General features: G+C 61.4%; 10 protein-coding genes. All 10 read right to left on the bottom strand.

Annotated elements, in window-relative coordinates; all coding sequences use genetic code 11:
- Positions 1–36: 36 nt before the first annotated feature.
- A complete protein-coding gene (locus M0814_RS25240) occupies positions 37–333 on the bottom strand; it encodes a DUF2845 domain-containing protein (RefSeq protein WP_103484967.1) in 297 nt (98 codons plus the stop codon).
- Entirely contained in the window at positions 333–3,281 is a 2,949-nt protein-coding gene (locus M0814_RS25245) for a DUF748 domain-containing protein (protein WP_103484966.1), read from the bottom strand. The genes M0814_RS25240 and M0814_RS25245 overlap by 1 nt, the downstream gene beginning before the upstream one ends.
- A 218-nt stretch (positions 3,282–3,499) precedes the next feature.
- Positions 3,500–4,516, bottom strand: coding sequence for a class I SAM-dependent methyltransferase (locus M0814_RS25250; RefSeq protein WP_103484965.1), 1,017 nt, complete (start codon positions 4,514–4,516; stop codon positions 3,500–3,502).
- 149 nt (positions 4,517–4,665) lie between these two features.
- Positions 4,666–5,538 carry an oxygenase MpaB family protein gene (locus M0814_RS25255; protein WP_103484964.1) on the bottom strand — a complete coding sequence of 291 codons (873 nt, stop codon included), beginning with the start codon at positions 5,536–5,538 and terminating at the stop codon, positions 4,666–4,668.
- 51 nt (positions 5,539–5,589) lie between these two features.
- Positions 5,590–7,527, bottom strand: a complete 1,938-nt coding sequence (gene acs, locus M0814_RS25260) for an acetate--CoA ligase (protein ID WP_045122639.1) — start codon at positions 7,525–7,527, stop codon at positions 5,590–5,592.
- 213 nt (positions 7,528–7,740) lie between these two features.
- Positions 7,741–9,405, bottom strand: coding sequence for a glucose-6-phosphate isomerase (gene pgi / locus M0814_RS25265; protein WP_003228272.1), 1,665 nt, complete (start codon positions 9,403–9,405; stop codon positions 7,741–7,743).
- Between the two features lie 230 nt (positions 9,406–9,635).
- A complete protein-coding gene (gene panD / locus M0814_RS25270) occupies positions 9,636–10,016 on the bottom strand; it encodes an aspartate 1-decarboxylase (RefSeq protein ID WP_003228271.1) in 381 nt (126 codons plus the stop codon).
- 199 nt (positions 10,017–10,215) lie between these two features.
- Positions 10,216–11,076, bottom strand: coding sequence for a pantoate--beta-alanine ligase (gene panC / locus M0814_RS25275; RefSeq protein WP_103484963.1), 861 nt, complete (start codon positions 11,074–11,076; stop codon positions 10,216–10,218).
- Positions 11,073–11,873, bottom strand: coding sequence for a 3-methyl-2-oxobutanoate hydroxymethyltransferase (gene panB, locus M0814_RS25280; RefSeq protein WP_003228263.1), 801 nt, complete (start codon positions 11,871–11,873; stop codon positions 11,073–11,075). The genes panC and panB overlap by 4 nt, the downstream gene beginning before the upstream one ends.
- 397 nt (positions 11,874–12,270) lie before the next feature.
- Positions 12,271–12,756, bottom strand: a complete 486-nt coding sequence (gene folK, locus M0814_RS25285) for a 2-amino-4-hydroxy-6-hydroxymethyldihydropteridine diphosphokinase (protein ID WP_103484961.1) — start codon at positions 12,754–12,756, stop codon at positions 12,271–12,273.
- Positions 12,757–12,758: the final 2 nt, after the last annotated feature.

The following is a 12,758-nucleotide window of genomic DNA, read 5'->3' on the forward strand; positions in this document are numbered from 1 at the left end:
GAGCAAGCCCGCTCCCACAGGGATATAGGTTGTGGTTCAGTTACCGCGCTTGCTGTTGATCTGCCGCAGGCGATTGCCTTCAAAGCGCAGGTACTGGTAAATGCCGTTGCTCGGGCCGTAGGTCCATTCCTCGACCTGAAACTCTTCGCGGCGATTGGCGCTGCGCTTGTAGCCGAGGACATCGCGGCTGACCGGTTCGCCACACTTTTGCAGCACTTCGCTGGTGCGGTCGCCGAGACTGACCAACTGACTGCCACAACGCAGCGTGTCGGAGGCCAGCGCCGGGCTGGCGGCGAGCATCAGCGCTATTGCAACCAGCCAGTTGTGGTTCATCACTCGGCGTCCAGGTGCATTTGCGTCACGACCCGACCATCGCTTTCGGCTTCGCCAAGGTTGGCGTCGATGAAGTACACCCGGTCATCCGCCAGTTGGCCTTTGTCGACCAGATAATCCTTGATGCTGCTGGCGCGTTCCTGACCCAATTGGCGCAGCAGCACATCGCTGGAACTCCAGAACTTGATTACGCCGTCACGCATTTTCGCCGTGCGTTCTTCCTTGCCCAGATCCTTCCATTCGGCCGGTGGCTGGGTTTTCAGGCGAGTACGGTAGATGCCTTCGAGCAGCGGGCCTTTTTCGCTGTCCGGCACCTGCAGCAGGGAAGCCTGAGCCGGGACCTTGTCGCCACGACGCTGGAGCATTTTGTAGTAGTTGTACTGGTATTCACGTTCCAGACGCTGTTCGGCGATCAACGGACCGTCGCTGCTCTGCGCGGCGGTGCCTTCGATTTCCAGGCGCAGGGCCGGACGTTCCTTGAGGGCTTGGGACAGTTTGTCCAGCGCCGACTGGGCGTCCTTGCTCAGGTCGCTGGACCCGGGAGCAAAGGACACGGTGCCGAGGTCTTCGGAACCGCCGCCGTTGATCAGCCCGCCAATCAGCTTGAACGGTGCCGCGGCAGCTTTGACGATGAGATTACGCAGGGTCTGCCAGACAATCGGCATCACGCTGAACTGTGGGTTATTCAGATCGCCAGTTACCGGCAGCTCGATGGAAATCTTGCCATCGACGTCCTTGAGCAGGGCAATCGCCAGTTTCAGCGGCAGGCTCACGGCATCCGGGCTGTCGACTTTCTCGCCGAGTTGCAGTTGCTCGACCACCACTTTGTTTTCGGCCTTCAACTGGCCCTTGGTGATCAGGTAGTGCAGGTCGAGGTTGAGCCGGCCCTTGCGGATACGGTAACCGGCGAACTTGCCGGAGTACGGCGTCAGTGTCGTCAGCTCGACGCGTTTGAAACTGGTGGCGATGTCGAGACTGGCCATCGGGTCGAACGGATTGACCGCGCCTTTGATGGTCACCGGGGCATAGCGATCGACCTTGCCCTTGACGTCGACGCTGGCCGGTTTCGCCTGACGGCTGTCGATGGTACCGATCTGGCCGTTGAGCTGTTGCACCGCCGTAGCGAAATTCGGCGTCAGGCTGAAGTCGGCGAAATTGGCCGAGCCGTCGTTGATCGCAATCGCGCCGATGTGAATGCCCAGTGGTTTATCTTTGCTGGGCGGTTTCGCCGCGGCGGTTTTCGCACCGCTGTTGGCGGGCTGCGGGATCAGCAGGTCGTCAATGTTGGTGGTGCGGTCATCGTTGATCATGAACCGCACATACGGCTGGAACAGGTTGACCTTGTCGATCGACAGGCTGTCACCGTGCTGATAATTCAGACCTTCGACCACCACTTGCTGCCACTTGAGGAAGTCGCGGGTTTTCAGGGTGTCGAGGGTGTGCAATTGATCGATCTGCGCACGCCCGGTCACGCCGAGTGCCAGGGGGGCGGTGCTCTTGAGGTTGACCTTGAGGTCGCTGCCGAGCATGCCGCTGCGCAGCTCCAGGCGAATGAACGGATTGATGTAGGACTGCGCGACACGCAGGTCGATGTCCTGGGTTTTCACGTTGAGCTGGGCGGTGACCGGGGCCAGGTTGACTACACCATCGGCGTTGATCTTGCCCTGTTTGCCCAGACCGCTGTCGAGCCTGACCTTGAAAGGCGAGCCGTTGAGGCTGTCGAAATCCTGCAGGTCGATGTTCAGCGGGGTGATGTCCAGCGCCACCGGCGGGTTGGCCGAACGGTCGGCGAGATGCACGGTGTAGTTGCGTAGCTGTACGTCTTTGAGCAGCACTTGCCAAGGCTTGCTCGGCGCGGCCGGCGCTTTCGGCGAGTCGGCGGCGGCCGGAGTGGACTTGGGTTCGGCTGCGGCCTTGGCGGCCGGTTTCGATGGCTGGCTGGCGAACAGTTTCTGCCAGTCGAGCTGGCCGTCGGCTTCGAGCGCGGCCCAGGTTTCCAGTTTGTTGCTGCGGATCTTGCCGACCACCACTTGCTGTTTGGCCAGGTCCAGCGAAGTCTCGCTGACGTCCAGGCGTTCAAGTTTTGCCAGCGGGCGGCCATCCGGCGCCTTGATCGAGAACGGCGCAATGCTCACTGCGATGTTGTTCAGCAGCAGTTCGGTTTCTTTCGACAGATTCAGTTTGTATTCGGTGCTGAGGTTGATCACGCCGTCTTCGAGCACCAAGGGCAGCGCATCGCGCACGTAGGGCCAGAAGGATTTCATCTTGCCGTCGGTGACTTTCAAAGTGCCTTCGGAGGTGAACGGGATCAGGCTGAAGTTGCCTTTCCAGTCGATCTGCCCACCGGCCGGGCCGGCAGCCACCAGGGTCATGTCGGCATTGTCTTCGGGCAGGGTGCTGAGGTTTTTCAGTTCGAAGTCGAGTTTGTCGTAGAGGAACTCGATCGGCTCGCTCGGCCGGGCGTCCTGGAAATGCACGTTGCCCCCAGCCAGTTGAATGCGGTCGATGCGCAGCGGGAACGGCTTGGCATTCGGGTCGGCCGGGGTCGGCTCGCTGGCGGGAATTTTGAACAGGCCCAGCAGATTGAGCTGGCCGTCCTTGGCGAAGAGGACTTCAGTCTTGGGCTTGTCCAGCTCGATATCGGCCAGATGCAGCGCCTTGGTCCACAGGCTGTCGAGTTGCAGGTTGGCGTACAGCCGCTCGAAACCGACCTGCTCCTTGCCCGGCTCACCGATGACCAGCCCCCACAGGGTGACTTCAAGGCTGAACGGATTGAGTTCGATGCGCTGGATATGCGCCGGCACCGTGGCGTAGTTGGCCAACTGCTGGTTGGCGATGCGCAGGGCGATGCCCGGCAAAATCAGAAACCCCAGCAGGCTGTAGAGGGCCAGAGCAGTCAACAAGGCGCCAATCGCGCGAATCAATCCTTTGGGCATGTGCGGCTTCATCTCTGAATCGGAGTGCCTTGGAGTATGGCACGCGATTCTGGTTCCGAAGTACATCGTGGGGTGCAGGATTGTTCAGATTGTTCTGTAGGACCACATCCCGTGTGGGAGCGAGCCTGCTCGCGAAGGCGTTCTATCAGTCACCCTATCTGGTGGCTGATACACCGCTTTCGCGAGCAGGCTCGCTCCCACCTTGGATAGGTGTCCGCCGCGCGAGCGGTTCAGAGCTGCAGAATCAGGGTTTTCAGCGGTGGCTGTTGATCCCGTGACGGGAAGTCCGCGCCCGGGGTCATCACGCTCCATTCGCGCACCGGGCGCCCGGCCTTTTCGGCGCAGCGCAGGACCTGTTCACGCCAGTCATCCATGCTGACTTTTGCCAGGTTGTTGCAGCAGATCAGTACGCCGTTGTCGGCGGTGGTCAGCAGTGCCGGTTTGAGCAGGCTCTGATAGTCGCGCAGCAGGTCGACGGTGCCGAACGCGCTCTTGGCCCAGGCCGGTGGATCAAGCAGCACCAGATCGTATTGACGCTGGTCGAGACGCTGATAGCTCGGCAGTTTCTGCCCGCGCCGCTGGTTGATGGGCAGCCCGGCAAGTTGACGGATCGCCGGAAAGTAATCGGACTGGATAAATTGCATCTCGGGCAACTGCGGATTGAGCAGACCGTTTTCGCGGCCGACGGCCAGATTGCCTTCGGCGAAGTCGAGGTTGCACACCTCGCGCGCGCCACCGGCGGCGGCACTGAGGCCGACGCCGCAGGTGTAGGCGAACAGGTTGAGCACGCTTTTGCCTTTGGCGTGATCCTTGACCCGGCCGCGGGTGTTGCGCAGGTCGAGGAACAGCAGCGGGTCCTGCCCGGCATGGCGCCCACGCACGCGATAGTTCAGGCCCCATTCGTGCCCGACCAGATCCGCCAGGGCGGCCTCGTCGGCGCGGTAGACGCTGTCTTCGCGATCGATCCGCGAGTTGCCGCGGGAGCGGTCGTTGTAGACCAGCAGCGTTTCAAAGCCCAGGGTCTGGTTGACCATGGCGTGCAGTTGCAGCAGGTCGTCACGCTCCAGCGTCTGATGAAAGCTTTGCACCAGCAACTGCGGGCCGTAGCGGTCGACGGTCAGACCACCGGCGCCTTCCTGGCTGCCGTGGAACAGGCGATAGCAATCGGTGCCCTGGCTGTGCAGCTCAGCGAGCAGATCCTGGCGTTGATCGAGGGCGGCGCGCAGCGCCTGATTCAAGGAAGACATGCGTGCGCCTTGCTGGTGAGAATTGAGGCGCGGGAGTTTAGCAGTTTGGCGGGCAACCGAGTTGCGCCCTTCGCGAGCAGGCTCGCTCCCACACAGGATCTATGCTGCAAATCAAATCTCCTGTGGGAGCGAGCCTGCTCGCGAAGCTTTTAGGTGAGCAGTCCCATTCGGCGTTTGGCCCGCTGCACCGAACCATTGCGCATCGCCCAGCGCAGCATCGGCGCACTGCGCTTGACGCTGGCGCGGATCAACTGGCGTTGCAGCGGGTTCTGCCGTATGCCGAACAGGTCACTGGCCCAGTCCGGCAGCAGATCGATGCCGGCCTTCATCATCAGGTCGCCAAACGGTCGAGCGAGCACGCTCGGGGCTGGCGCGTCGAGCAGCAGGCGCAGGACTTCGCGACTGCGCTCATCACAGAGCAATTGCGGACGCATGCGTTGCAGATAGTCGGCCACGGCTTGCCGCGATTTCGGCACATCCCGCGCACCCAGGCGCTCGGCGACCACGGCGATTTCCGCGTAATAACGATCCTGATCCGCCCCCGACAATTGCGGATTGCGGTAACGCAAATGTGCCGCAAGAAAATGGCTGACCTCGGCCACATGCACCCAGGTCAACAGGTCCGGATCGCTGGCCGCATACGGCCGGCCATCCGGCGCGGTACCGACCACTTGCAGGTGAATGGTGCGCACCTTTTCGATCAGCCATTCGGCGTCGCGGCGTGAGCCGAACGTGGTGCCGGAGACAAACTGACTGGTGCGGCGCAGACGTCCGAGCATGTCCTGACGAAAGTTCGAATGATCCCAGACCCCGGCCAGCGCCAGCGGATGCAGGGCTTGCAGCAACAACGCGCTGATGCCGCCGATCAGCATGCTGCTGAAGTCGCCATGCACTTGCCAACTGACCGAGTCCGGCCCGAACAGCCCGGGATCGCCCTTGGGATTTTCCAGATCGAGCTGACCGAGGGACAGACCGGTCAGGCTCATGAGTTGGTTTTCGATACGGCTGCGGATGAATTCCATGACAACTCATTGGTGGTGGAGGGCGCGGGCGGTTGGCCCGCGCCGGAGATGTTACTGATTCAGGCGCTTGTCGATCAGGCCCTGGACCACGCTCGGATCGGCCAGGGTCGACGTGTCGCCGAGGCTGTCGAGTTCGTTGCAGGCGATCTTGCGCAGGATCCGCCGCATGATCTTGCCTGAGCGGGTTTTCGGCAAGGCCGGCGCCCACTGGATCAGGTCCGGTTTGGCGAAGCTGCCGATTTCCTTGCTCACGTGGGCGAGCAGTTCTTTCTTCAGCTCATCGCTCGGCTCGAAGCCGTTCATGGGCGTGACGAAGGCGTAGATGCCCTGGCCTTTGACGTCGTGCGGGTAACCGACCACGGCGGCCTCGGCGATGCTGTCGTGCAGGACCAGCGCGCTTTCCACTTCGGCGGTGCCGATGCGGTGGCCGGAGACGTTGATCACATCATCGATGCGCCCGGTGATCCAGTAATCGCCGTCTTCGTCGCGGCGTGCGCCATCACCAGTGAAGTAGTAGCCGGGGTAGGGCTTGAAGTAGGTGTCGACCATGCGTTGCGGATCGCCGTAGACGCTGCGGATCTGCGCCGGCCAGCTGGACTTGATCGCCAGCACGCCACTGCCGGCGCCTTTGATTTCCTTGCCGTGCTCGTCGAGCAGCACTGGTTGCACACCGAACATCGGCTGCGTGGCGCAACCCGGCTTGATGCGTTGCGCACTGACCAGCGGGCTGAGCATGATCCCGCCGGTTTCGGTCTGCCACCAGGTATCGACAATCGGGCAGCGCTGTTCGCCGACCACGTTGAAATACCATTCCCACGCTTCCGGGTTGATTGGCTCACCGACACTGCCGAGCAATCTGAGGCTTTGGCGCGACGTTTCCTGCAACGGCCCGGCACCTTCGCGCATCAACGCGCGCAGGGCGGTCGGCGCGGTGTAGAAAATGTTGACGTGGTGTTTGTCGATCACCTGCCAGAAGCGCGAAGTGCTTGGATAACTTGGCACGCCTTCGAAGATCAGCGTGGTTGCGCCGTTGGCCAGCGGGCCGTAGACGATGTAACTGTGGCCGGTCACCCAGCCGACGTCGGCGGTGCACCAGAACACTTCGCCATCGCGGTAATCGAGCACGTACTTGAAGGTCATCGCCGCTTGCAGCAGGTAGCCGCCGGTGGTGTGCAGCACGCCTTTGGGTTTGCCGGTGCTGCCGGAGGTGTAGAGGATGAACAGCGGATCTTCGGCGTCCATCGGTTCTGGCGGGCAATCGTCGCTGACCTCACGCACGGCCTGGTGATACCAGAGATCACGGCCCTCGACCCAATCGACCTGGCCTTGGCTGCGTTCGACTACGACGACGGTGCTGACGTCCGGGCAACTTTGCAGGGCCTTGTCGACGTTGTGCTTGAGCGGGACGAACTTGCCGCCGCGTACGCCTTCATCGGCGGTGATCACGGTGCGGCAGTCGGCATCGAGGATGCGGTCACGCAGTGAGTCCGGGGAGAAGCCGCCGAACACCACCGAATGAATCGCGCCGATCCGCGCGCAGGCGAGCATGGCGTAGGCCGCCTCGGGGATCATCGGCATGTAGATGCACACCCGATCACCTTTTTTGACCCCACGGCTTTTCAGCACATTGGCCAGTCGGCAGACGTGATGGTGGAGTTTTTTGTAGGTGATCTGCGCCGATTCGGCAGGGTCGTCGCCTTCCCAGAGAATCGCGGTCTGCTCGCCGCGCTGGGCGAGGTGGCGGTCGATGCAGTTGTAGCTGACGTTCAGTTGGCCGCCGGCAAACCAGGACGCTTCACCGGTTTTCAGATCGTAACGCTGAACGGTCTGCCACGGTGTGCTCCAGTCGAGGAAGCGGGTGGCCTGTTCGGCCCAGAAGGCGCTGGGGTGTTCAATGGATTCGCGGTACAGACGCTTATAGTCGTCCTGACTCAACTGCGCAGCCCGGCGGACGGCATCGGCTTTGGGGAACGTGCTGATATCGAACATGACGGTTCCTTATTCTTGTTGTGCGACAGGAATAAAGATGCGCCGAGCGGCCCGGAGGTTCAAGTGATCGCTAAAACAACTGTGGGAGCGAGCCTGCTCGCGAATGCGGTGTATCAGTCACAAAGATGCTGAATGACACACTGCATTCGCGAGCAGGCTCGCTCCCACATTGGAAATGGGTTGCCCACAGGATTTGTGGGCAACCCATTCACATCACCCGCGGTGACGACCGCGGAAGTAGTTGATCAGGCCCTGGGTAGAAGCATCGTCAGCGGTGGTTTCATCGCTGCCGACCAGACGGTTGTAAACGCCTTTGCCCAGTTCCTTGCCCAGTTCCACGCCCCACTGGTCGAAGGCGTTGATGCCCCAGACCACGCTCTGCACGAACACTTTGTGTTCATACATGGCGACCAGCGCACCCAGACGACGCGGGCTGATGCGCTCGACCACGATGGTGTTGCTCGGACGGTTGCCCGGGATCACCTTGTGCGGTGCGAGTTTGTGCACCTGTTCTTCGCTCATGCCTTTGTCGCGCAGCTCAGCCTCGGCTTCCGGCAGGGTCTTGCCGAGCATCAGCGCCTGGCTTTGCGACAGGCAGTTGGCGTACAGCCACTGATGGTGATCGGAGACCGGGTTGAAGCTGACGATCGGCACGATGAAATCGGCCGGGATCAGTTGGGTGCCCTGATGCAGCAACTGGTGATAGGCGTGCTGACCGTTGCAGCCGACGCCGCCCCAGATCACCGGACCGGTATCGGTCGACACCGAGGTGCCGTCCTGACGCACGCTCTTGCCGTTGGATTCCATGTCCAGCTGTTGCAAGTGCTTGGTGATGTTACGCAGGTAGTGGTCGTACGGCAGGATTGCGTGGCTTTGCGCGCCCCAGAAGTTGCCGTACCACACGCCGAGCAGGGCCAGCAGCACTGGCATGTTCTGCTCGAACGGTGCGCTCTGGAAATGCTGGTCCATGGTGTAGGCACCGGACAGCAGTTCCTTGAAGTTGGACATGCCGATGGCCAGGGCAATCGGCAGACCGATGGCCGACCACAGCGAGTAACGACCGCCGACCCAGTCCCACATCGGGAAGATGTTTTCTTCACGGATACCGAACGCGACTGCCGCAGCGTTGTTGCTCGACACCGCGATGAAGTGCCGATACAGCTCGGCTTCCGAACCACCCTGAGCCAGATACCAGGCGCGGGCGGCCTGAGCGTTCTTCAGGGTTTCGAGGGTGTTGAAGGATTTCGACGAAACGATGAACAGCGTGGTTTCGGCGCGCAGCTTTTGTGTCAGTTCGTGGAACTCACTGCCGTCGATGTTCGCCAGGTAGTGGCAACGCACGCCTTTCTGCGCGTAGGACAACAGCGCTTCGGAGACCAGCTCCGGGCCGAGGAACGAGCCACCGATGCCGATGTTGACCACGTCAGTGATCGGCTTCTCGGTGTAACCACGCCACAGGCCGTCGTGGATGCGGCCGACCAGATCCGTGATCTGGTTCAGCACCTTGTGCACTTCCGGCATCACGTTGACGCCGTTGACCGACAGCTTGTCGCCGACCGGACGGCGCAGGGCGGTGTGCAGCGCCGGGCGGCCTTCGGAGGCGTTGACGATTTCGCCGTCGAACAGCGCTTTGATCGCGCCTTTCAGATCGACTTCATTGGCCAGACCCACCAGCAGGTTGCGGGTCTCGGCGTTGATCAGGTTCTTCGAATAATCGAGAAACAGTCCGCAGCTGCTGAGAGTGAACTGATTGAAGCGCTGCGGATCGGCGTTGAAGGCTTCGCGCATGCTGAAATCCTGCATGGCTTGGCGGTGATCTTTCAACGCCTGCCAGGCAGGCAGAGCGGTAACGTCATGAGGAGTGCGGTAGTACGCCATCGCTGCGGTTTTCCTTTTTACTTGAACGGCCTTTTGAACACAGAACAGACCGATACGCCATGTTTGGGCGAGGGTCAAATGCGTCGACACGATTTTTCAACGCAGGGCGAATACAGTAAACCTCACGCTGCGATCTGTCTTGACTTCTTCTGACCTGTTCCCTGTACTTTTTTAACATCAATACCGGGAACAAGCCGACCAACGGAAGGGGAGTGGCGCGTCGAAGCGGCTCAGGCCACCTGAACCGGAATGGCGTTGCTGGTGTGGCTGAGCTCATTGCCCGGCGCCATGTACAGCATGCGCGGCTTGAAATTCAGCAGTTCCGCTTCGCTGTAATGGGCGTAGGCGCAAATGATCACGCGGTCGCCGACCTTGGCTTTATGCGCGGCTGCGCCATTGACCGAAATCATCCGCGAACCTTCTTCGCCACGAATCGCGTAGGTGGTGAAGCGCTCGCCATTGTCGACGTTATAGATCTGGATCTGCTCGTACTCACGGATGCCGGACAAGTCCAGCCACTCGCCATCAATGGCGCAGGAACCTTCGTAATCGAGTACCGCATGAGTGACTTCGGCGCGGTGCAACTTGGCCTTGAGCATGATGGCGTGCATGAGGGATTTCCCGGGTTGGAAGCAAACGGCGGGCAGTGTGCCCGAAGGCTTTGGGGGCGGCAATATGGTCTGTGTGGACACCAGAAACCAATGTGGGAGCGGGCTTGCTCGCGAAGGCGGTGTGTCAGTCAACCTATCTGCTGAATGACACACCGCATTCGCGAGCAAGCCCGCTCCTACAGGGGTATTGCGCTGTTTTTTAAGTCGGGGTATCGAGGTTCAGGTGCAGGTTGTCGATCAACCGCGTGGTGCCAAGGAACGCGGCCACCAGAATCACCAGATCGCGGTCCTCTGCCGTTGCCGGACGCAAGGTCAGGGCGTGGCGGATTTCCAGGTAATCCGGACGCAGGCCGGCGGCCTCCAGCTGTTGCACCTGCTTAGCGATCAGCGCCGGGTAGTCACGCTCACCGTGCTTGATCGACTCGGCAATCGCGCTCAGGGTGCGATAGACCACCGGGGCCACGGCACGTTGATCTTCGCTGAGGAAACCGTTGCGCGACGACAGCGCCAGGCCGTCGGCCGCACGCACGGTCGGTTCACCGATGATCTGGATCGGCATGTTCAGGTCATGCACCAGCGCGCGGATCACCGCCAGCTGCTGGAAGTCCTTCTGGCCGAAGATCGCCAGATCCGGCTGAACCATGTTGAACAGCTTGCTGACCACCGTCGCCACGCCCTCGAAGTGCCCCGGACGGCTGGCGCCGCACAGGCCTTCGGACAGTTGCGGCACGCTGACCCGGGTCTGCCCGGCCATGCCGTCGGGGTACATCTCTTCGACGGTCGGGGCGAACAGCAAGTGGCAGCCGGCTTGCAGCAGCTTTTCCTGATCCGCCGCCAGGGTGCGCGGGTACTTGTCGAGGTCTTCGCCGGCGCCGAACTGCAGCGGGTTGACGAAAATGCTCGCGACCACGAAGTCCACGCGCTGGGTGGCTTTGGTGATCAGCGCGACATGGCCGCTGTGCAGGTTGCCCATGGTCGGCACGAAGCCGATGCGCTTGCCTTCACTGCGGGCGCGGGCCACGGCGGCGCGCAGTTCGCGTACGGTTTTAACGGTGTTCATGCAGAGAATCCGTGTTCGATGCCAGGGAACGTGACGGCTTTGACTTCATTGACATAAGCCTTCAATGCTGACTGGATGCTGTCTTGGCCGTTCATGAAGTTCTTCACGAATTTCGGCACGCGGCCGGTGATCGACAGGCCGAGCATGTCGTGCAGCACCAGTACCTGGCCGTCGGTATCGCTACCGGCGCCGATGCCGATGACCGGAATCTTCACAGCCTGGCTGATTTCCGCAGCCAGTTCGCTCGGCACGCATTCGAGCAGCAGCATGGCTGCGCCAGCCTGCTCCAGCGAGATCGCGTCGGCACGCATCTGCCGCGCCTGGTTCTCGTTGCGGCCCTGCACTTTATAGCCGCCAAGAATGTTCACGGCCTGTGGGGTCAGGCCCATGTGCGCGCAGACCGGCACACCGCGTTCGGCCAGCAGGCGGATCGACTCCGCCAGCCACAGCGCACCTTCGACCTTGATCATGTGCGCGCCGGCCTGCATCAGCATGGCGCTGTTGGTCAGGGTTTGCTCAATAGTGGCGTTGGCCATGAATGGCAGGTCGGCCAGGATCAGGGCGTCGGTGTTGCCGCGTTTGACGCAGGCGGTGTGGTAGGCCATTTCTGCGATGGTCACCGGCAGGGTGCTGTCGTGACCTTGCAGAACCATGCCGAGGGAGTCGCCCACCAGCAGCACTTCGACACCGGCCTCGTTGCAGGCGTGGGCGAAGGTCGCGTCATAGCAGGTCAGCATGGTGATCTTTTCACCTTTCTGCTTGAGGCTCTGGAGCGTGGTCAGGGTGATGGCTGGCATGTAAAAAATCCTCGTTCAGGCGCTCTGGAAACTACTGCGAGTAACGCGCGTGATTCTTCGTCTACTCAGGCGCACGGTCTTTTGTCGTGCTTATAAGGCCTGGATTGCGCCCGTATGTGCCGGGTTGGCGGCAGCGGGACGCCTATAGTCGTGAGGAGCCAAGCGGAAGTCAATTGCGTGTGTTACCGCATTGTTACGAGGGGAGTGTTACCGGCGTTACTGATGCGATTCAGCGGTGCGGCGGGCCTGATTGACGGGTTTTTTGTCCGACAAAATCCAGCGTATGCAATAAACCAATGTGGGAGCGAGCCTGCTCGCGAAGGCGGCGGATCAGTCAACGCAGTGTTGAATGACACACCGCTTTCGCGAGCAGGCTCGCTCCCACAGGGGATTGTAATCAATCTGTCGGGAGGCGTTCGAGGCCGACGAACGGGCAGGCGGCGAGCAGATTGGCGAGGGTGCGGCCATCGGCCAGACGCAGATCTGCGGGGGCCAGTTCGGCCAGGGGATACAGAGCGAACGCCCGTTCCTGAATTTGATAATGCGGGACTTTCAGCCGTGGCTCGTCGATCAGGCGATCGCCGAACAACAGGATATCCAGATCCAGCGTGCGCGGCCCCCAGCGTTCCAGTCGCTCGCGGCCCTGATCATTCTCGATGGCTTGCAGCGCATCGAGCAGGTCCAGCGGCGCGAGGTCACTGTCGAGGGCAGCGACAGCGTTGGTGTAACGCGGTTGCCCTGGCAGCAGTGAATCGCTCTGATAGAACGCCGAGACGCCGGCGAGGGCGGTCTGCGGCAATTGGCCCAGCGCGTTGAGCGCGCTGCGCAATTGTTCGGCCGGGTCAGCGAGGTTGCTGCCCAGGCCGATATAGATGCGTTCCATGC

This window comes from Pseudomonas sp. MWU12-2020, assembly GCF_023100605.1.
Taxonomy (GTDB): Bacteria; Pseudomonadota; Gammaproteobacteria; order Pseudomonadales; family Pseudomonadaceae; genus Aquipseudomonas; species Aquipseudomonas fluorescens_H.

Excerpts from the sequence above, each read along its gene's own strand:
- M0814_RS25240 (WP_103484967.1), bottom strand. The coding sequence starts at position 333 with ATGAACCACAACTGGCTGGTTGCAATAGCGCTGATGCTCGCCGCCAGC.
- M0814_RS25245 (WP_103484966.1), bottom strand. The coding sequence starts at position 3,281 with ATGAAGCCGCACATGCCCAAAGGATTGATTCGCGCGATTGGCGCCTTG.
- M0814_RS25250 (WP_103484965.1), bottom strand. The coding sequence starts at position 4,516 with ATGTCTTCCTTGAATCAGGCGCTGCGCGCCGCCCTCGATCAACGCCAG.
- M0814_RS25255 (WP_103484964.1), bottom strand. The coding sequence starts at position 5,538 with ATGGAATTCATCCGCAGCCGTATCGAAAACCAACTCATGAGCCTGACC.
- acs (WP_045122639.1), bottom strand. The coding sequence starts at position 7,527 with ATGTTCGATATCAGCACGTTCCCCAAAGCCGATGCCGTCCGCCGGGCT.
- pgi (WP_003228272.1), bottom strand. The coding sequence starts at position 9,405 with ATGGCGTACTACCGCACTCCTCATGACGTTACCGCTCTGCCTGCCTGG.
- panD (WP_003228271.1), bottom strand. The coding sequence starts at position 10,016 with ATGCACGCCATCATGCTCAAGGCCAAGTTGCACCGCGCCGAAGTCACT.
- panC (WP_103484963.1), bottom strand. The coding sequence starts at position 11,076 with ATGAACACCGTTAAAACCGTACGCGAACTGCGCGCCGCCGTGGCCCGC.
- panB (WP_003228263.1), bottom strand. The coding sequence starts at position 11,873 with ATGCCAGCCATCACCCTGACCACGCTCCAGAGCCTCAAGCAGAAAGGT.
- folK (WP_103484961.1), bottom strand. The coding sequence starts at position 12,756 with ATGGAACGCATCTATATCGGCCTGGGCAGCAACCTCGCTGACCCGGCC.